The sequence below is a fragment of the Kaistella yonginensis genome, from assembly GCF_030409525.1.
GTDB lineage: Bacteria > Bacteroidota > Bacteroidia > Flavobacteriales > Weeksellaceae > Kaistella > Kaistella yonginensis.
This window is the reverse complement of sequence record NZ_JAUFQB010000011.1, coordinates 195,098-215,857: the sequence shown is the minus strand read 5'-3', so window position 1 is coordinate 215,857 and position 20,760 is coordinate 195,098. Positions and strand designations below refer to the sequence as shown.

Here is a 20,760-nt window from a genome sequence, read left to right as displayed (position 1 = left end):
GATAAAATCTTGATGATCTGAACTTCTGAAAATTTACTGTTTTTCATAGTCTTCCAAATTTAAAAACTATATTTTTAAATGTTCTTATTTTTGGGGAAGATTACAGTATGATTGATATAACCAGGGATATTTAATGACCACCCTAATCCTACACTAGTAGCGACTTCATTTAATTTTATACCTCCTGTATTATATGAAACAGATAAAGGAATAGTTAAGTTATCAACTTTTATAGTATACAAAGGGATAGAAACATTAACCTTTCCTCTAAATAAATCAATTGAATTCTGTCCTATTTTGGATATTCCATATGTTTCAGCAGTTACTGCAGTTGGAAATATATTTTGAACTGAATTTTCACTTCCATTTATTTGACAATCCGACCAAACACTTTGACATAGCATTAATATAATAATACATAATTTTCTCATCATTTCTTCACAATTTTACTATTCACAACTTTCTTTTCCGTCTTCGCACTCACCACATACACTCCCTGGGGTAAAGCACTTGTATTCATTTTCGTCACGCTATTTTTCGTTTTTATATTTTGAATTACTCTTCCTGTCATATCATGCAGCGCAATCTCAGCTTCGCCATTAAATTCAAACCCAATCTCCACATAACAATAATCCTCCACAGGATTTGGGTAAATCCTTATGTCTTGTTTTTCAATGAGATTATCCAAATCTTTATCACCCAATTTCAAGATCTTCCAGTTCTCTTGTCCCAGTTCTTCGGCACTTGTTCCAGCCAAAAGAAAAGTTCCATCGTTCTGTAATTTAGCAGATACTAAGCGTTCCTCTTTCTTTTTAGATTTGCCCTCTACATGTTTGCGCCATTCTTCTTTCCCTTCATTATTAATATACAGCATCCAGAATTTTCCATCATCGGTTTGTATCTTTTCTTCTGCCTGGGTATAACCGCCAACTAAAAAGCCTTTGGTTTTATTTTCTTTGTCCTTAATCGCATCCATGCTCATCAGGATGTCGCGATTACCAAAATTATAGGAGTATTGCGCCTTTTCACTTCCGTCTTCATTCAGTGCAATGAGCCACAAATCGGTTCCTTCTTTCAAAGAAGGTCTTTTGTTCCCGGATGATTCTGAACGACTTTCTCCTCCAATCACATATCCGTCTTCAGTAAAAGAGAGTTGTCGCAAGTGATCATCGTTTTTGCCACCGAAATTCTGTTCCCATTCCACTTTTCCCGATCGATCTAGTTTTACGATCCAATAGTCGCCTACACCGTAATTCTCAGTCTGTTTTCCGTAAAAATCAACATCAACCGGTTTTGGTTGATCAGGATTTTTGGGATTGTTTTGTGAATTGGAAGGTTTTTGAAGGATTTGTGAACTAATGGTTTGTTTTTTCTTTCCGTTATAGGTTCCGCTGTACGAATAGATTCCTATCAAGCATCCGCCGTCTTTGGTTGGAATCACTTTTTCCACTTCATCTCTATCACTACCACCCAACACTTTTTGGTAGATTAATTTTCCGTTTTTGTCGAGTTTAGAAAGCAGTACATCCGTTCCTCCAAACCCTTGTGAGGACAGATTGGTATTTCCAGCAACAACATAACCTAAATCCAAGGTCTGTATAACCGATCGGGCTTCGTCTCCATACTGAGTGCCGATGGTTTTCTGCCATTCTTCTTCTCCATTTTCATCAATTTTAATGATCCAAATATCCGATCTCCCAAACGACTTTTCTTTCTTATCGATTCCCAAAGTGGAATAAGAAGTCCCGGCAAGCAAAAAACCACCTTCTTTGGTCGCAGTAGTTGCAGCTAAATAATCATGTCGGTTTCCTGAAAAATATTTTTCCCAAACTTGCTGACCTTGCTGATTAAGTTTCATGACATGAAAATCATAACCGTTATTCTGATTAGCTGATCCGTCAGAACTTACCGAAGATATTTTGGAAGGTTGTATCGAACTTCCCGAAACAAGGTATTGCCCATCAATAGTGATGGAAAGTTGGGTGAGAAAATCCTGAGTAGAAGATTTTATATCTTTTTGCCACAAGGTTTTGGTTTCTTGTGCGGAAACCGAGAGTATGGCGAAAAGAAATAACACCCCAATGTAAAGTTTTTTCATAAATTGGTTTTTCAATGGAGAAAAAGTACAATAAATAGTAATACGAAAATCGGGGTATACGACCATTTTCTCTTTATTTCGAAAACAATAACTGAAAAGAGAAGTGTGATTAAGCAGTAACAATCTGTTATTTAACCACATAAGAATGAAAAAAGAAAACCTTAATTTTTATCAGTTTTAAGAAATCCTTTTTATTTTTTATAAACTCCCGGTTGACAAATCAATTTAATTTCTTTTTTCAACCTCTTTAATTCGTTAAAACTCTACCTTTTAACAAAAAAAAGCAGTTAGTTCTAAATATATTTGAAAGAAAAAGAATCTATTGAATGATATGACATCACATAATTTGATATTTATCTGCATATGTAAATATGACTTTTAGAAATTTTAACTAATCGTTATTCTAAATCATCGCCGAGATTTTTTCTTCTTCCTCCACCACTCATCTTCCTGCTGCGAAACATAATTAGGCTTCAGGAAATCTTCTATTGCTTCACTAGCAATTTCTTGTAAACTATCTATCGTTGTTGATTTTACAGTAGTAGTAAAATCGTCTTCTCTATTTCTTATTTCCGAAGGCGCAAATACAGGCTTCAGTAAACTACCAAAAACATTATCAATTGTCGAAAGAGAAAAACCCTGATAGTTTTTAAAAAAGAACCCGTCTTTTTGTGGACCTGTTTGAGAGCGTCCAACTTTATTGATCCAAATATCCTGAATTTCTTTCTTCTGATTTGGTTTAAATTCTCCTTTGTATTGAACTCTCATTTTAAAGCCATCTTGCTGCAATTTTTGTCTGAGATCATTCAAGCTAGTAGCATTTTGTAGATTTTTCCGAACCGTTTGTTTAACCTCAAAAAGCAATTTTATTTCCGAAATTCTCAATTTATTTGAAATTTGAGAAAGCGTGTAACCTGCTTTGTATTGTCGTTCTGTATAAGGATTCTTATCTTTCTCCAGAATGATTCGCATTCCAGAAATACCATCTTTGACATTGGAAGAAAGTTGCACATCAAAACCTTTTGCTTTCATTTTTGAAATTAATTCTTCAAAATTATTGGATGTTCGCAAAGATTCTGTGAGGTTTTTCAACATTTCGGCTTTTTTCTCAATTCCAATTTCAACATCGGTTTTAAGATTTCGTTCCTGGCAAATTTGTCGGACTGCTTCACCAAACCTCTCTCCTATTTTGCGTGATTTTACTGTACATTTCCCATGAATGTTCATTCTATTCACCACAAAATGAATGTGTTTCTGTTTTGTGCTATTATGAATATCCAAACGAAATTGATTTAAGTCCGTAACTCCAACTTTCTTTAATGCTTCAATCGCAATGTCCGTCAATTCTTCATCGGAAAGAGATTTCCCAATTTCTTCCGGTGGAGAAATATATCCGGTTAATGCCCATTTTTCAACATTAGAATTCCGGTCGGCGACGATTTTCATTTCGTGAAATTGATCTTCTGGATTGCTGCTCAAAAGAAAATTTACTGCCGCAAGTTCCGCCATTCCTTTGTCGTTTCCGTTGTATTCCAAAGCGATTTTAGAAATTATTCTGGTTGTTGCTGAATTATTCATTCTTTATTTTTATCATTCATTCTTGAATATAAATATTGACGGATAAGGTCAATAACTTCTTGGATTTCCATCAAAATTCGCTTCTTATTTTGGAACATATTCCATTCTCTATTTCGCAAAAGATTAGTGATCCTGGCAAAATTATTTCCGTAATTTAACAGTGTTTTATCGATTTCAAATTCATTCACTTTTAGTTCTTTTTGCAGGTGAACCATTCTTGAATAGGACGATAATTTCAGATTAAATTCTTTCGCTTTTTTCTGGCTATCTTCATATTCAAAATCCTTCAATCGAAACGAAATTACTTTAGATAATTGCTGTTCAGATTTTTTCCTTAAACCTCCTTTTCGTCCAATTTCTTGGAAGTGTTTTTTTCTTTTTTCAGCATTCATTTTTCGCTCATTTTCTTGAGCCATTTTATCTATAAAATTTTTCAAATTATCTGCTTTCATCTTTTATTAATTTTTAATCTAATTGTATTTCTGACGATAGGAAGAAATCAAAAACTCCCATTTTTACGAAAAAGCAGCACGCGCTTTTTGTAAACATTGGGTACTTTTTGCACTAGCATCCTACCATATTTCACCTGAATCTATTTTACGCACGTTGTTTCAGGTTGCACCTGCGTAAAAAGAACACAGGCAAAAACCTTTTAGAATTTTTTGAAATCATTTCTATATGCTTTTATTTTAATCACCTTCTTCTATATTTTACTTGCCTTTCTTCTGTAGGATTATTCTGGAGCAGCCAATCATTCAAGTCCTTAAAATCAGAATACAAAACCCGACAATCTTCTGCGTTTTTTAGATCATTTTTAATAATTTCAACGGCTCGAGTTCCGGCTTCGTCGTTATCAAAATAAAGTTCAATGTTTTTATAATTTCCGATCTCGTTTTTAATTTTATGAATCATCGAAACGGAATTCAAAATGATATAATCAGAAGTTTCTTTTTCCAGATAATTTTCTACTTTTTTAAAGGAGAGAAAGTCAAAGAAGCCTTCGAAAATTCTTACATCTTTAGAATCGTTTTTTATCGATGTAATATCTTTTTTGTCCAGACAAATTTTTGAATAAGCATTCCTAATTTCATATCCACCAGAATCATTTTTGAAACCGATCCCGAAATAATTTTTATCGTTCATCCGATAATGAATTTCTTCAACCCATTTTTTTTGATCTTCAACATTTCGGCTTTTTAAATAATGTATTAAAGCAGGATGCTGAATTTCTTTGACGTCAATTATTTCATAACCTTTTGGAAGGTTTTCTAATTTTAGATTTTGCTTTTGAAAGGAAAAATTAAATTGTTCCAAATATTTTAATGCATCGCTTACTGAACACTTTTTCACTGCTTGAACAATTGAGATGCTATCATAACTTTTTCCAGTACCAAAATCAAACGCCGTATTCTTAATAAAATCGACTGATAAACTTGGAGTTTTCTCTTCGCGGTCAAGTGCAAAATAAAATGCGGTTCGGGAATTTTCTTTACTCGGGAAAAAAGAAAAACTTTCCAATACTGCTTTGATTGATATATTCTTTGCTTCTGAACAATTCATAATAGTTGTATATTTCTTCTATGTTTTTTGCTAAACTACCTACCTACTTACCAAGTGACTGTTAATCAATTAATTAAAGGCGTTTTTCATGCTTACCTTGATTTACCTACTTACCCAATTTCTTTAAATAGGTAACTTTAGGTAACTTTATTTAATTCTACTTACCTTTATAACAATCTGATATAGAATGATTTAAAACCGTTAGGTAAGTAGGTAGTTTATTTTCTATTTTTAAAATTAATCTGTGGTTTTCAACCGAATTAGGTAACCATAGATTTGTCTTTGCGGATGTTTTACTCTGGGAAATTTGAAAGATGATAATGCTCTCCCGATTTTTAAATGATTTAATCGAATTCCCTGCGTGCTCAAATCTATCATCACTTCGGTCGCAGTCTTGAATTCTTCCAGATTATCGGATGGTTCATAAAACTTGTTGATCATTTCCTGTTCTAAAGTCATCTGCGTAAATCGCTCGTTCCGCTTTTCGTTTTCGGAAATATCTGCTAAAGTCAGTTCCGGATTAAAACCCTTTCTTTTAAAAGCATTGAAGTATGCTTGTGACCAAACTTTATCAATATCGATTTCCATTGAATAATTGAAGTTGATTTTCTCGATCACTTCAAAAATAATCCAACGCACACTCCCCGATTCATCGGTTAGAAAATCCGTTTTGTTAGTAGAACCCACGAAACTGCAAATACGCTCCAAATACTCCGCTTTACGTGCATAGGGAAGCCTTTCGTTGATATGGGTTTTTGAGATAAATGCTTTCAATGAATTGATATCTGCTTTGGCTAAAATCGAGAGTTCATCTAAATTGATAATCAAATTTTTACACAGTTTAATTCTGCTGTCTTTATCCAATCCGATATCTTCCGAGAGATAATTCATTAATTTTCTGGGAATGAAAAATCTTAAATAGGTTGATTTTCCGCTATTTTGAATCGTATTGGCGAGGACTAAACAATGTTTATTTATTTTTTCTTTTTCTAAAGCACATAAAACCGCTCTCGTAAACCACTTCTCCATGTGATACAGAAAAGCATTATCATTATTTGGTTTTTACGTAACTACAAAGGTTTTTTATATGATCTTCTCCGTCCCACTGTTCCAGACTTTCAAAATATTCCGAAATGGGATTATATTGGTCAATCAGATGGCTTCTCACCAGGATTTCTAATTTATTGACTGGAATATCAATTCCAGATTGAGCGAGTTCTATAAACAACGAATTCAAGTTGAGATCAGACCACTTTTTATCTGAAGTACGTTTAATTTCGAACTCCAGCGATATGGTATTAAATCTCAAAGAATACTTAGCATTTAGATATTTCAGCGTTCGATCAAATATAGTTTTGCCTACTGTACCAGTTTGATACAGCGTTTTATCTTCCTCCATAAAAGATTAGGTATTTGGGAAGTAGAAACAAATAATTACTATATTTGTACTTCACTTCCAAGTGAAACAATAAATTGAAGCCTGACTACTGCTATAGTTGGGCTTTATTTTTTCTTATGGTTTATAATGAAAGCATCCGCCTCCTGATCGGAAAAAATCTTGTGTTCTGTGATCCAGTTTATAATTTCAGATTTTTTAAAGTAAAGGCTACCATTAGTAGGTTTATAGAATGGAATTGCTCCAGAAGACGTAAGTTTGGTGAGCTTAGAGTAACTCATCCCAGTATACTTAATCAAGTCAGAAGAAGTCCACACTTCTTTAGCATTTAGCGCGCCTTGCTCAACGAGAGTTTTTATCTCGTGAAGTTGCATTTTGATTTCGATTGTGGTCATAATAAAAATTTTAATACCACAAATGTATTAGTGTGAAAGCCGATGAAAGGTACGATAGTTATGTTGCAGAACTTTTATAATTCAAATCAGAACTTTTACAAATCAGATCGGAACTTTGAGAGAAATGTAGGGAGAAATTTATGAGTTTGAAGATGTATACTTCTTTTACTGGGCGAAATTATAGAATCATAATTGATCGGTTTAAAGCCGTTCTTAATTTGATAATAATAAAAGTACTCTGAAATTTTAGATACATCACGTTTCAAAATTGGTTTGAAAGCTTCAAATATTAAAAACCCAACAGTTTTTTGATCGGCAAATAAATAAAGATGGTTTGTTGTTTCCCCATTACTTCTTATATCATTTATAAATTCCTTAAAATATTCAAATTTAAATACGTGTTCAGTTTCTATATTTTGCAAATGAAGCTTCTCTCTAATTAAAGTAGTATCAAAAAAATTCTTATCCTTCAAATGCTCAAATAAAACCTTAATTGATTCATCACTAGCTGGACGATATACAGCAACATTGATTTCCGCTGCATCGGTTATTTTAAAATCAACATCATACTTATCGTCAATTTGAAAAATTTCATTATCGGTCATTTTAGACTTTTCTATGATTTCCACAGAGTCAGTGATTTTATTGACCTTAATACATTCTTTACTTTTGACTGAATCAAAAGTTTCGACCTTATCAAACAATTGATTATTATTCTGTTTGGGTTTATCTTTAAGATCCCTCATATTCTTATAAATGTCTGTTCCACCAACTAAAAGAAAGCCCGGAAGTAAAACAGTGACTAAAATAAAAATTGTCGTTAATAGAAAAATAATCCAGAGAGGCTTAAATAATATTTCGTAAAAGAGGTAATTAAGATAGGTTAAGACGGCAATCATCACAACTAAAATTATCGCCAAAGTAACTTTTGACTTTAGTAAAAAAGTCCAAGCAGATATGCCCTGATATTTTAAATCAAGAATTCGCGAATTAATTTTTGTCAAAAATTTCTCCATATTACGGTCTAAAAATACAACTATTTGCAATTAAATGAAATAAAAATTATCTTTGAAAAAGTGAATTTGTTGTACCTATGTTGTACCTAAGAGAAATTTGAACCCATAAAAAAAGCACCTACATCGCTGTAAGTGCTTGATTTCCAATGTTGTGGCCCCACCTGGGCTCGAACCAGGGACTTGCTGATTATGAGTCAGCTACTCTAACCAGCTGAGTTATAGGGCCTAACTTTATTTCCGAATAAATTGAAGTCTCAATTGGGTTTGCAAAAATAAGCTTTTTTTGAAAAAATCAAAATTTATTTGAAGTTTTTCCTGAGAAAATTAAGTTATCGTTCAGTTTTCAGAATTATCTTAACACAAAGAATTTTTATCTATTCGAATATTTTTGATGAAACTTTTAAGAACGCAAAGGCGTAAACTTAGCAATGATCGCAAGGAATTTCCTTGGCTCTTTTTACTTTTTACTTGGCTCTTATTTGATTGAATGAAAATAGTTGAGAAAATTCACCATTAACTATTCACTCTCCTTGGCTCTTTTTACTTTTTACTTGGCTCTTATTTGATGGAATGAAAATAGTTGAGAAAATTCACCATTAACTATTTACTCTCCTTGGCTCTTTTTACTTTTTACTTGGCTCTTATTTGATTGAATGAAAATAGTTGAGAAAATTCACCATTAACTATTCACTTTCCTTGGCTCTTTTTACTTTTTACTTGGCTCTTATTTGATTGAATGAAAATAGTTGAGAAAATTCACCATTAACTATTCACTCTCCTTGGCTCTTTTTACTTTTTACTTGGCTCTTATTTGATTGAATGAAAATAGTTGAGAAAATTCACCAATAACTATTCACTCTCCTTGGCTCTTTTTACTTTTTACTTGGCTCTTTAAAACGCAGGTTTTTCCTGACACAATTCTATTAATATTCCGTTGGTCGATTTTGGGTGAAGGAAAACAATGAGTTTATTGTCGGCGCCGTCTTTTGGTTCTTCGGAGATGAAGATAAATCCGGCTGCTTTTAAACGTTCGATTTCGGTATAAATATTTTCGACCCCAAAGGCGATGTGGTGAATTCCCTCGCCGCGCTTGTCGAGGAACTTAGCGATGGGACTTCCGGGATTGGCAGCTTCCAGCAGTTCGATTTTGCTTTCGCCCAGTTCATAAAAAGAAGTGGTGACTCCTTCCCTTTCTACGGATTCTTGTTTGTAATGTTCTTTGCCTAATAATTTGGCAAATAATTCGTCGGCTTTTTCTAAAGATTTTACGGCAATTCCGAGATGTTCTATTTTCATAGTGGTTTGTATTATGTATTATGTACAATGTATCACGTAAAATGTACTTTGTGTGATTTCTAATTTCTAATTTTTGCCTTGTACTTTGTACTTTGTACTTTGTACATCTTACTTTGTACAACTAAATTTATTTTATTAGTTTATTTTTTACGTCTATTTTGACCGGGTTTGCGTGAGGGCGGAGTGCATTGTTGGAGCTCTTTTTCTTGGCTGGATTTGGTGGTGTTGGAAAAAAGCGACTGCACGTAGACCGACTTTTTTCCTAAAGGCCAATGCGGCAGAGAAAAAAAGACACGCCCAAATAATTCAAACAAAAATAGTAAATTTGCAGCATGAACGAAAGCAACAGACAAAAAAAAGTCGCCCAAATAATACAGGAAGATTTCGCAGAATTTTTCCGCAAGCAAGCTTCAGAAAGCAAGCAATCATTTTTAATCTCCGTTTCTGATGTAAAAGTAACGGCTGATTTAAGTATTGCCAAAATTTACCTAAGCATTTTTCCGCCAGAATACCGCAAAGATATCATGAAAGAAATTTTGGTGAATAAATCGCAATATAGAAACTTTATCGGCCAGAAAATGGGGAAACAGGTTCGGATTATTCCGGAATTAAATTTTTACCTGGATACCACGATGGATGATGTGGAACAAATTGAAAAAGAATTGAGAGGCGAAGGCGATAATCCTATTCTTTAATCAATTTTAAAGCTGCTTATTCCTTGAGAAACACTTCATTTTATATTGCTACCCGCTATCTTTTGGCCCGCAAAGGAAGCACGGCGGTCACTTTTATTACGTGGCTGGCGGCCGTGGCTATGATGGTTGCGGTGGCAGCGATGTTTATTATTATATCGGTTTTTTCAGGTTTAGAAGATTTGAATCAGGATTTAATTGCTAATTTGCATGCCGATATTACGGTAAAAAGCAACCAAGGTAAAACGTTGCCGAATATTGAAAAAGCAACAAAAATACTGGGACAAGATAAAGAGATTGCCCATTTTTCTAAAGTGATTGAAGAGAAAGCTTATATTCGTTTTCGGGAAAATGGGGATATTGCCAATTTACGAGGCGTAGATTCTGCCTATATTTTTGTAAACCCAATCCATCAAAATATTTTCTACGGCACGTATCCAAGTTTTAAATACTCGAATGAAGTCCTGATGGAGAATAAACTGGATAACCGCTTGGCGATTCCGGTGGGCGAAGGTGCAGATTATGCGACGATCTTAATGCCCAAACCTGGCACCGGGATGATTAGTAAAGAGGAAGATATATTTACCACCCGTGAAATTTTTGTTTCCGGCGTTTTTCCGGGAAATGATCAGTTAGACAATACCATCATCTCACCCATTGAGCTAGCACAGGAACTTTTGAACTTGCCAAAAAATGCGGCTTATCAAATCGTAATTAAATTAAAAGATCCCACCAAAGCCGACGAAGTAAAAGCGGCATTATTAAAATCATTGGGCAGCGGCTATGTTTTAAAAACCAAAAAAGAAGAAAATGCAGCCTTCTGGAAAATGATCAATACCGAGAAACTCTTTATTTACTTGATTTTTGCTTTGGTAATTTTTATCACCACTTTTAATTTGGCTGGAGCGATAATTATTCTGCAACTCGACAAAAAAGAACAGGCGAAATCCCTCATTTCTTTGGGAATGAATATGAAATCGTTGCGCAATATCTATTTCTACACCGGACTTTTAATTGTGTTCTTCGGGATTATTTGCGGTTTGATTTTGGGCACCGTGATGTGTTATATTCAGATTAACACGGGCTTCTTCAAAGCGGGTAGCAATACCGATCTGCCTTTCCCTGTGCGCATCAATGCCATGAACTATCTCATCGTAAGTGCAACGGCCGGACTCTTCGGAATAATCGTAGCAAGACTTTTTTCAAAGGTTAACAAAAGTCATTTCAAAGCCTCCTAGATTCTGCCTTTTAATGGTTAATTTTACACTTTATTAATATTGATTTCAGTTCAGCTGTTGGATGAATTGCTATTTTATTTTAATGGTCTTTAGATAAAAAATTTCTTATGAAAAAATTCCTTACTCTTTTACTCGCAGTTCATTTTGCAGGCTATTCATTTGCTCAAATTCCCACTGGTTATTATGATTCTGCAAATGGCCTGACCGGATATGAACTGAAATCTGAACTCTATGGAATCATCAGCAATGGCGCCCTGGATTTGGGCTATGGCAGTGGTACAGGCGGATTATGGACCACCTACTTCACTTCTGATGTTGATCGGTATTACGAAAATAATGGCTCCGTACTCGATATGTACTCTGAAAACCCCACAGGACCAGACGCTTATGAATTCAAGCTGGGACAGTCTTACAGTGGTGGCAATCAATGTTCCGATGTTGATTTCACGGTGGAAGGTGTTTGCTATAACAGAGAACACAGCCTCCCAAAATCCTATTTTGGAAATGCTGCTCCCATGGCCAATGATGCTCACTTTGTAGTTCCGTCTGATTATTTTGTGAACCAACAACGATCAAACTATCCGTATGGCGAAACCGATTCACCCGTGTGGACTTCTAAAAACGGAAGTAAATTAGGAACATCCAGTTTTCCTGGGTATTACGGTACTGTTTTCGAGCCAATTAATGAATTTAAAGGTGATTTCGCCAGAATGCACCTGTATTTTATCACCAGATATCAGGATAAATTACAAAATTTTAATAAATTTTATCCCAATATCAATCCGATTGACGGAACTACAGATCGTGGTTACAAACAATGGTATATTAATCTATTGCTGAAATGGGCGGCTCAAGATCCCGTTTCTCAAAAAGAAATCGATCGTAATAATGCGATTTATGTCAGACAGAAGAACAGAAATCCTTTTATCGATCATCCGGAATGGGTGAATATGATCTGGACTTCTACCCTTTCAAGTGTCGAAATTACTACCTTTAAAAAAACAATTTCAATCTATCCGAATCCTGTTAGAAACGGACAATTGCATCTTGCTGGTTATGGACTGGAAGAACTTTCAACGGTGCAAATTTATTCTCTGGACGGTCGCTTAATCCAAACCATTAAGCAGAATTTTAAAACTTTACCTAAAATAATTCTTAAAGACGTTCCGAAAGGAGTTTATATTTTGAAAACCGATACGCAAAGTATAAAATTCATGGTGGACTAAACACTGGCATGATCAAAAACAACCGGTCCTGCTTTTTAGTTGGCCGGTTTTTCATTTTAATGCAGTTTGAAAATACTAACGGTCAATGGTCAATAAGTTTTAGTGTTCGGTAAAAAAAATCAATTATACGCATGATTGTCATAGCATGCTCGTCCTGAGTGACGAAAATTTTCTTTAACTTTACCCTCCCAATTTAATTATGATTATGAAAAAGATGACTACGTTATTGCTGGGCTTTTTGTTTTCAATAACACTAGCGCAAGCACCAGCCAATTATTATGATGGCACCTCTGGATTAACTGGAGCGGCTTTAAAAACTAAACTCAGCCAAATTATCACGGCCGGAGCACAGGACAAAGGATATGAAGGATTATACAACGCCTATCCTAGTACCGACACCGACAGCTTTTATGAAAATGATGGCAGCGTGCTGGATATGTATTCGGAGAACCCAACCGGGCCAGATCCTTACACCTACAGACACGGTGTAAAAAAATGTGGAAATTATAGTGTTGAAGGTGATTGCTACAACAGAGAACACGTGATCCCACAAAGTTTTTTTAACTCTAAAGCACCGATGGTTTCTGATGTTCACCATATTCGTCCCACCGATGGAAAAGTGAATGGAATGCGCAGCAACTATCCGTTCGGAAAAGTAACCAATCCTTCATACCTCTCTAAAAACGGAAGCAAAACGGGTCCTTCTACCTCCCCAGGATATACGGGAACGGTCTTCGAACCGATTGATGAATTTAAAGGAGATATCGCCAGAATGGTATTTTATTTTGTAACTAGATATGAAAGCAGACTTTCGGGTTTTTCATCAGGCGGAATGTTGGGTGGCTCTACCTATCCTGGTTTACAGGAATGGGAAAAAGTAGTATTGATGGCTTGGGCTGCACAAGATCCGGTTTCTCCGGCCGAAGTAGTTCGTAACAACGCTTCTTACTTTTTTCAAGGAAACAGAAATCCATTTATTGACCATCCAGAATGGATTCAAACCATTTGGGGTACCCAGGTGATCGATAATCAAGCACCTTCTACTCCTACCAATTTAGCGGTGGCCTCTACAACTACAGCTTCAGCAAACCTAACGTGGACTGCTTCAACGGACAATATTGCTGTGACCTATTACAAAGTCTATGTGGATGGAACATTCCGAATGAATGCAAACAGCAATTCAGCCATCGTTTCAGGCTTGAATCAAGGAACGACTTATAACTTTTATGTGATTGCCGCCGATGCAGCCGGAAACGTGTCCCCTCCAAGCAATACTGCCACGGGAACAACTTTAGTCGACAACCAAGCGCCAACGGCAGCTACCAACTTAACTTTGGGTTCGGTGGGAACCAATAACATTACCATCAGTTGGTCTGCAGGAACGGATAACGTGGGTATTGTTTCGTATGATATTTATGTAAATGGGCAATTGATGGGTTCTACTCCAGAGACCGCTGCGAATATTGCCAATTTGAATCCTTCCACCGTGTACAGCATTTATGTAATTGCGAAAGATGCGGCGGGAAATGTTTCGCCAGCAAGTAACACCGTAACTGCAACTACGCAAGCCATTGGTTTGAATTGTGGTGATGAAAATTTTGAAAGTATCCCTGCAAAGTCTTCCCAATACAATACCTACAACTGGACGAGCAATGGAATTTCTTGGACTTCGGAAGATTCCAGAACAGATGAAACGATCAATGGTCGTGCAATTACCATCAGAAATGGATTCCTTACTGCATTATCTGCGCCCAACGGAATTGGTGATTTAACGGTAACCACGCAAAGAAAATACTCTGGTGGTAGTGGAACGCTAAGCATCTTCATCAATGGTGTAGATACTGGAAAAACAATTCCTTACAGTGATGCGGTCACTACGACCACAGTAACAGGATTAAATGTGTCTGGAAATGTTGAAATCTCTTTGGTGAACACGAATTCTAACAGAATAGCCATCGATGATATGAAATGGACGTGCTATAGTGATGGCTTAGCTACAGAAGAGAATGCGAGCTCGAAATCAAAATTGACCCTCTATCCGAATCCGGTGAGCAATGGAGCGTTACATGTGAATGCGAAGAATTTAAATCAAATAGCAACGGTTCAGATTTTTGATTACAGCGGAAAATTAGTGCAAACCATTTCTCAGCCGTTCAAAACGAGCAATAAAATCATGCTTAAAAATTTACCAAAAGGAGTTTATATTTTGAAAGTGGGACCAGAATCTGCCAAATTCATTATTCAATAATATTTTTTTTAATAAATAATAGAAAAGGCTGATGGTTTACCTCAGTCTTTTTTTTAATTTTGACCTATGGATCAGCATATGAAATTAGGACTCATTGGGAAAAATATTTCCTACTCTTTTTCGAAAAACTATTTTGAAAGCAAGTTTAAAAAACTATTTCTAAAAAATCATTCCTACGTTATTTATGACTTGAATGATCTTGCAGAAGTTGACCAAGTTTTTAAAAACCAAAATCTCACCGGACTTAATGTAACCATTCCTTTTAAAGAAAAAATAATCCCTTATCTCGATGAGTTGAGTGATGAAGCCAAAAAGATCGGAGCGGTCAATACCATTGTTATTAAAAATAATATAAAAAAGGGCTTTAACACCGATGCTTTTGGATTCGAAAAAATGCTTTTTCTTCATAAGAAAGACCATCAGAACTCTGCGCTAATTTTAGGAGATGGCGGTGCAGCGAAAGCCGTAAAATACGTCCTAAACAAATACGGAATACCGCATCAAACCGTCACCAGAAATGGACTCCTAAAATTCGAAAACCTTACCGAAGAGATGGTTCGCCAAAATCCATTGGTTATTCAATGTACGCCCGTTGGAACCTTTCCGAATGTGAAGGATTGCCTCGACTTTCCTTTTGCCGGTGTAACTGATCAGCATTTGGTCATTGACCTTATTTATAATCCAGATTATACTTCCTTTCTCAAATTATCTGCAGAAAAAGGGGCGAAAACAGCCAATGGTTTTTATATGCTTGAACAACAAGCAGAAAAAGCGTGGGAAATTTGGAATGTTCAAGAAAAATAAGTTAATTTAGTGCACGGTTTATTAATAAAAATGATAAGACCGATAAATTTAATAAAAAGACTGCTATGATTACAGAAGATTCCCTTTCTGAGAACCAAGAAAACAAACCTTTGAACGAAGAGGTTTTAAATGAAATTACTTCCGAAAACCCAACGGAAGATCCGGCCACGCCCTCCTCAGAAATCCCCACAGAAGAGGTGATTGAAGAGCCTAAAGTTACTGAAAAAACAGAAGAGGCTCCAGCCGAAAATGAACCTGTTACTGAGGTTGAAACTCCAAAACCGGATCCTGCACTGGCTCATGATGAGGCATTGGAAATACCGATAGAAGAAACTCAAAAAAGCCATGAACCAGCTGCTGAAAAAGAAGAGCAGGAACAGCACAAAGAGGAACTAGAAAACTTTTCGAATTTAACACTACCTGAAGTGCTGGCCGAATTGGAAACCATTGTTAACAAAGAAGATGCAGGCGCTCATTTTAGAAAGTTTAATCAGTTAAAAGAGCAGGCAAATCATTTGATTCATGATCAAACTGAAGATATAAAAAGCGAATTCGTAGCAGCGGGAAATCCCGTAGAACTTTTCAGCCATCAACATCCATTACAAGCTAAATTCTCTGGCTTGCTGCATATTTATCGTGAAAAAAACGACGAATATCATAAGAAATTAGAAGAAAATCAGCATAAGAATCTTGAACACCGACAAAGTATTATTGACAAGCTGAAAAATCTTTACACCAATACCGAAGCCGGCACCAATCTTTTCAAAGCGATTCGCGAAATCAAAGACGAGTGGAAAAATGCCGGACAAGTCGCCAAATCTGATTTCAAATTACTGAATAACAATTACTTCCATCACCTGAACCAGTTCTATCAAATGCTTGATATGAACAAGGAATATATGGAGCAGGAATTCGCTCATAATTTAGAGAAAAGACAGCACATCATTGAAAGAGCGAAGGAATTACAAGTAGAACCCTCCGTGCAAAAAGCTCTGAATGAATTACAGTATCTTCATAAACTGTGGAAAGAAGAAGCTGAGCCGGTGGCAGAAGAATTCCGAGAGAAAACCTGGGACGAATTCAAGGAGATTTCTAATAAAATACACGACCGAAAATCGGAATTAAACGAGCAAATAGAAAAGGAACAAAACGATAACCTGATTCGTAAAAACGAAATCATCGAGGAAATTAAAAAGATGGCGGCTGCTGCCAAAGAAACCAACCACAATTATTGGCAAAACGCAATTAAAAAAGTGGAGGAAATGCGCAGTGAATTCTTGAAACTAGGCAATGTTCCGAGAAAAGTTTCTAATCAAAACTGGAATGACTTTAAAGAGCATTTAAGAAACTTTAATGTGAAGAAAAATGAATTTTACAAAGGATTAAAAAATTCACAGCAAACCAATCTTGATGAAAAACTGAATTTAATTCAGACCGCAAAAGACAATATGTTGTCGGAGGATTGGGAAACTACGGTTCCCTTGTTTAAAAAACTGCAGGAAGACTGGAAAAAAGTCGGTCACGTACCAAGAAGTATGACCAATAAAGTCTGGGACGATTTCCGTGAAGCGTGTAATACGTTCTTTAACAATTACCGAGAAAAAAACAATACGGCAAATGACAACTGGAAGGAGAATTTCAAAAATAAAAAACAGCTTTTAGACGAGTTGAAAGAAATTGGCGATGAAGAAGGAAGTCTTGAAAAAATAGAACAAATTAAATCAAAATGGAACGCCATAGGAAAAGTTCCGAGAGATAAAATTAATATCAATACGGAGTTCAATAAAACACTTCGGGAGAAATTGAAACTGAACAAGATTCACGAGTATGATTTAAAAGAAGAAGGACTTACCGAAAATCAAGTGACCGACAAAGCGCGTAAAATTAAAAATCAAATAGCTGATTTGGAAGCCGAAATTGTAAAAATGGAAAACAACCTTGGATTCTTTAGCAATCCATCACGTGAAAATCGTTTGCTAAAAGACACTTACAATAAAATTGATGATAAAAAATCGCAACTCGAAAGCATGAAACAAAGTTTGCACAGTATTCTCATCGGCGAAAATCAATAAGAAAATGATTTTAAAAAAAATATTTTTACTTCTATTGCTCAATTCTCTGTCATTGATGAAAGCGCAAGATGTTCCCGATTTACTTTCAATACCTGGTCCGATTGAATATGATGGTACGGAATATTTTTTATCGTGGAGTAAACCAATGTCTAAAACGCTGTTTCGTCAGCAGTATTTACCGAGTGACGAACGAATTGAAGATTTCACCCAACTCCTGGATTTCTCCTTTTTCAATAAAGAAATTGAAATGGAATTGGCCGTTCGGCATAAAGTAGAAGGTATACAAAATAGAGAAAAGTCTGATAAATTTGCAAAGATCAATGTGAGTGAAAGCCCAGATGGTAAAGAATATGTTGTTGATTATTTTATTTCGGAAAGTCCTGAGAAAGGTGATTCTTTTATAGAATACAACATTTATCGTTTTAAAAGCTATGATAACGGCGGAGCAAAAAGCTTTCTCATTTTAGCGTTTAGCAAAAGAATGTACGGCGACTTGAAATCGTCGGCGAAATCTTTGGCAAGGCAGAGGGATCACCTTTTGACCACGATGATCGAATTTAAAATTACAGAAATAAAAGTTGTAGCGACCAATTAATTTTTAACTATAAAAAATAAAACACTCGACAACCTGTTGGGTGTTTTTTAATTCAGATGAACCACGAAATTTACATGCAGCGTTGCCTTGAACTCGCGAAAAAAGCCGTCGGAAACACCTATCCAAATCCTTTGGTTGGAGCTGTTATTGTTCATCATAATAAAATCATCGGTGAGGGTTTTCACCAAAAAGCTGGAGAAGCTCACGCTGAAATCATGGCAATTGATGCTGTTAAAAATCCTGCATTATTAAAAGAATCCACCATTTATGTTTCTTTGGAGCCCTGTGCTCACTTCGGGAAAACACCGCCTTGCGCTCTTAGAATTATCGAAATTGGTTTTAAGAAAGTGGTCATCGGAACGCTCGATTCACATGAGAAAGTCAATGGAAAAGGAAAAAAAATAATCGAAGACGCTGGGATCGAAGTGATTTCTGGCGTTTTAGAAAAAGAATGTCAGGAACTGAACAAACGGTTTTTTACTTTTCATCAGAAACATCGGCCTTATATCATTTTGAAATGGGCTCAATCGGGTGATGGTTTGTTAGATCAAGATTTTAAGCCCACGCAAATTGGCAATCCATTGACCAAGCAATTCGTACATCAATTAAGAAGTCGCGAACATGCGATCTTGGTTGGAACCAGTACGGCTTTAACCGATAATCCCAGGTTAACCACCAGAGAAATTGCCGGTCGAAATCCCATCAGAATTGTCATTGATTTTGATTTAAAAATTCCGGTGAACTATCATATTTTGAATGACGAGGCAACCACGATCATTATTAATTCCATAAAAGATCAAGTGAAAGGGAATTTAAATTTCATTAAAATTGAGAAAGATAATTTCTTATTAAATTTGATGGCAAAATTAGTTGAACTTCAAATACAGTCGGTCATTATTGAAGGAGGTTCTAATACGCTGCAGCAGTTTATCGATGAAAATTTATGGGATGAAACCATCATTATTAAAAATAAAAAATTACACTTATTGAATGGAACTAAAGCTCCTAAATTTACGGCTCTACTGTCAAACGTCCAACAATTTCGAGAGAATGTCATAGAATTCTATAAAAATTCACCTTAATGGAATTTTCATTTAATACAATAAAATCACCCGTAGGAAATATTCTTCTTAAAGAAAAAGGAAGTAAATTTCTTGGTTTTGTATTTCCTGTTGAAAATGAAAAAGAGGTCAAAGACGCCTTAGCCAAGGTAAAAGAGGAGCATCCCAAAGCGACGCATCATTGCTATGCGTTTCGGTTAGGAATTAAAGGTGAAAATTACCGGGCAAATGATGATGGGGAGCCGTCCGGAAGCGCGGGTTTACCGATCTATAATCAGTTACTGGCACATCAGGCAACACAGATTTTAGTAATTTCGGTACGCTATTATGGTGGTACAAAACTCGGTGTATCTGGCTTGGTAAAAGCGTATAAAGAATCGGCAAAACTGACTTTAGAATCCGCTGAAATTATTACCAAAGCCTTAGAATCAAATCTCGAAATTCACTTTGACTTTAATCAGCAGAATGTAATTTTCACTTTGTTAAATAAGTTCGGCGCAAAAATAATCGATTTTAAAACAGAAGAATACTGTACTATTTCTACCAAATTAAAAACCGCTGAAAAAGAAAACATCTCAGAGCAATTGTCTGAGATGCAAAATATTTCATATAAATTTCTAGATTAGCCGATATTCACGTTATCGTTTTCTCCATTGATCACTTAAAAAATGCCTTTAGAAATTGTTCCCTTTCACTTGGCTCTTTTTACTTTTTATCTGGCTCTTTTTAATCTCTCCTTCCCATCAGCATGGAAGCCCAGTACAAAAGTTGAGCTAGTGAGCCTAAAGCTGCGACCACATAAGTTCTGGCTGCCCAAGTCAACGAGTCTTTTACGCCCACATATTCTTCTGCAGTAACGGTTCCGGTATCCTTTAACCATTTCATGGCTCTGTTGCTCGCGTCATATTCTACAGGCAAAGTGACAAAAGCAAAAAGCGTTGTCACGGCAAACATGGCGACCCCAATCGCAAGCACTGTTGTATTACCGTTGGGATTTTCAATCGTTCGGGTAGCACCCATTAACACAATACCTCCAATTAAAACAAACTGCATCAAGTTGGAACTGATGTTCACCATCGGGACTAATTTTGATCGCAATTGCAACATCGAATAGCCTACCGCATGTTGTACAGCATGACCACATTCATGAGCTGCAACCGCGGCTGCAGCAGCATTTCTTTGCATATATACACCTTCTGATAAATTAACTGTTTTATCTGCTGGATTATAGTGATCGGTGAGTTGGCCCGGTACGGAAATCACTTGAACATCATTGATACCGTTGTCTCGTAACATTTTTTCTGCCACCTCTTTTCCAGACATCCCATTTCGCAAATGTACTTGCGAATAATGCTCAAATTTTGACTTTAACCTGGACGATACCAACCAACTTACCAGCATTGAGAGTCCAATAATTACATAATAACCTGTCATTTTTTCTACTTTTTATATTTTTAATAAATGCCTATACAACTAATAAAAAAC

At 35.8% G+C, this 20,760-nt stretch carries 20 protein-coding genes and 1 tRNA gene; 9 read left to right on the top strand and 12 right to left on the bottom strand.

The genetic code is table 11. The annotated features are described in order from the left end of the window. Window positions 1-74 precede the first annotated feature (74 nt). From QWY78_RS05440 to mce, 11 genes are all read right to left on the bottom strand, one after another. Window positions 75-434: a hypothetical protein gene (locus QWY78_RS05440; RefSeq protein WP_290217332.1), complete on the bottom strand. Its 360-nt coding sequence runs from the start codon at window positions 432-434 to the stop codon at window positions 75-77. Continuing rightward, window positions 431-2,098, bottom strand: a complete 1,668-nt coding sequence (locus QWY78_RS05435) for a T9SS type A sorting domain-containing protein (RefSeq protein ID WP_290217330.1) — start codon at window positions 2,096-2,098, stop codon at window positions 431-433. The genes QWY78_RS05440 and QWY78_RS05435 overlap by 4 nt, the downstream gene beginning before the upstream one ends. A 408-nt stretch (window positions 2,099-2,506) precedes the next feature. Then, the gene (locus QWY78_RS05430) at window positions 2,507-3,676 is read right to left on the bottom strand and encodes a relaxase/mobilization nuclease domain-containing protein (RefSeq protein WP_290217329.1); all 1,170 of its coding nucleotides are present in this window, start codon (window positions 3,674-3,676) and stop codon (window positions 2,507-2,509) included. Next, window positions 3,673-4,128, bottom strand: coding sequence for a special sigma factor (locus QWY78_RS05425; protein WP_290217328.1), 456 nt, complete (start codon window positions 4,126-4,128; stop codon window positions 3,673-3,675). The genes QWY78_RS05430 and QWY78_RS05425 overlap by 4 nt, the downstream gene beginning before the upstream one ends. Window positions 4,129-4,369: 241 nt before the next feature. Next, window positions 4,370-5,236, bottom strand: a complete 867-nt coding sequence (locus QWY78_RS05420) for a DUF8464 domain-containing protein (protein WP_290217327.1) — start codon at window positions 5,234-5,236, stop codon at window positions 4,370-4,372. Between the two features lie 237 nt (window positions 5,237-5,473). After that, the gene (locus tag QWY78_RS05415) at window positions 5,474-6,265 is read right to left on the bottom strand and encodes a VapE domain-containing protein (protein ID WP_290217326.1); all 792 of its coding nucleotides are present in this window, start codon (window positions 6,263-6,265) and stop codon (window positions 5,474-5,476) included. Between the two features lie 22 nt (window positions 6,266-6,287). Then, a complete protein-coding gene (locus tag QWY78_RS05410) occupies window positions 6,288-6,635 on the bottom strand; it encodes a hypothetical protein (protein ID WP_290217319.1) in 348 nt (115 codons plus the stop codon). 104 nt (window positions 6,636-6,739) lie between these two features. Next, window positions 6,740-7,027: a helix-turn-helix transcriptional regulator gene (locus QWY78_RS05405; RefSeq protein WP_290217318.1), complete on the bottom strand. Its 288-nt coding sequence runs from the start codon at window positions 7,025-7,027 to the stop codon at window positions 6,740-6,742. Between the two features lie 95 nt (window positions 7,028-7,122). Beyond that, window positions 7,123-8,073, bottom strand: coding sequence for a hypothetical protein (locus tag QWY78_RS05400; RefSeq protein WP_290217317.1), 951 nt, complete (start codon window positions 8,071-8,073; stop codon window positions 7,123-7,125). Window positions 8,074-8,195: 122 nt separating this feature from the next. Then, window positions 8,196-8,269, bottom strand: a tRNA-Ile gene (locus tag QWY78_RS05395). 665 nt (window positions 8,270-8,934) lie between these two features. After that, the gene (gene mce, locus QWY78_RS05390) at window positions 8,935-9,339 is read right to left on the bottom strand and encodes a methylmalonyl-CoA epimerase (RefSeq protein WP_290217316.1); all 405 of its coding nucleotides are present in this window, start codon (window positions 9,337-9,339) and stop codon (window positions 8,935-8,937) included. Window positions 9,340-9,671: 332 nt separating this feature from the next. Here mce and rbfA point away from each other — a divergent pair, with 332 nt between their 5' ends. The 9 genes from rbfA to QWY78_RS05345 all read left to right on the top strand — a co-directional run bounded on the left by rbfA (window position 9,672) and on the right by QWY78_RS05345 (window position 19,901). Next, the gene (gene rbfA, locus QWY78_RS05385) at window positions 9,672-10,034 is read left to right on the top strand and encodes a 30S ribosome-binding factor RbfA (RefSeq protein ID WP_290217315.1); all 363 of its coding nucleotides are present in this window, start codon (window positions 9,672-9,674) and stop codon (window positions 10,032-10,034) included. A gap of 23 nt (window positions 10,035-10,057) precedes the next feature. After that, window positions 10,058-11,269, top strand: coding sequence for an ABC transporter permease (locus tag QWY78_RS05380; protein ID WP_290217314.1), 1,212 nt, complete (start codon window positions 10,058-10,060; stop codon window positions 11,267-11,269). A 107-nt stretch (window positions 11,270-11,376) separates the two neighbouring features. Continuing rightward, a complete protein-coding gene (locus QWY78_RS05375) occupies window positions 11,377-12,495 on the top strand; it encodes an endonuclease (protein ID WP_290217313.1) in 1,119 nt (372 codons plus the stop codon). Window positions 12,496-12,700: 205 nt separating this feature from the next. After that, complete coding sequence (locus tag QWY78_RS05370) at window positions 12,701-14,743, top strand: endonuclease (RefSeq protein ID WP_290217312.1); 2,043 nt, start codon at window positions 12,701-12,703, stop codon at window positions 14,741-14,743. 66 nt (window positions 14,744-14,809) lie between these two features. Then, window positions 14,810-15,547 (top strand): shikimate dehydrogenase family protein, encoded by a 738-nt coding sequence (locus QWY78_RS05365; RefSeq protein WP_290217311.1) that lies wholly within the window; start codon window positions 14,810-14,812, stop codon window positions 15,545-15,547. 65 nt (window positions 15,548-15,612) lie between these two features. After that, a complete protein-coding gene (locus tag QWY78_RS05360; protein ID WP_290217310.1) occupies window positions 15,613-17,619 on the top strand; it encodes a DUF349 domain-containing protein in 2,007 nt (668 codons plus the stop codon). A 4-nt stretch (window positions 17,620-17,623) separates the two neighbouring features. Beyond that, window positions 17,624-18,214 carry an HI_0983 family protein gene (locus QWY78_RS05355; protein WP_290217309.1) on the top strand — a complete coding sequence of 197 codons (591 nt, stop codon included), beginning with the start codon at window positions 17,624-17,626 and terminating at the stop codon, window positions 18,212-18,214. Between the two features lie 56 nt (window positions 18,215-18,270). Continuing rightward, a complete protein-coding gene (gene ribD / locus QWY78_RS05350; RefSeq protein WP_290217308.1) occupies window positions 18,271-19,296 on the top strand; it encodes a bifunctional diaminohydroxyphosphoribosylaminopyrimidine deaminase/5-amino-6-(5-phosphoribosylamino)uracil reductase RibD in 1,026 nt (341 codons plus the stop codon). Continuing rightward, window positions 19,296-19,901, top strand: a complete 606-nt coding sequence (locus tag QWY78_RS05345; RefSeq protein ID WP_290217307.1) for a YigZ family protein — start codon at window positions 19,296-19,298, stop codon at window positions 19,899-19,901. The genes ribD and QWY78_RS05345 overlap by 1 nt, the downstream gene beginning before the upstream one ends. Before the next feature lie 100 nt (window positions 19,902-20,001). Here QWY78_RS05345 and QWY78_RS05340 read toward each other — a convergent pair whose 3' ends face one another. After that, the gene (locus QWY78_RS05340; RefSeq protein ID WP_290217306.1) at window positions 20,002-20,709 is read right to left on the bottom strand and encodes a zinc metallopeptidase; all 708 of its coding nucleotides are present in this window, start codon (window positions 20,707-20,709) and stop codon (window positions 20,002-20,004) included. Window positions 20,710-20,760: the final 51 nt, after the last annotated feature.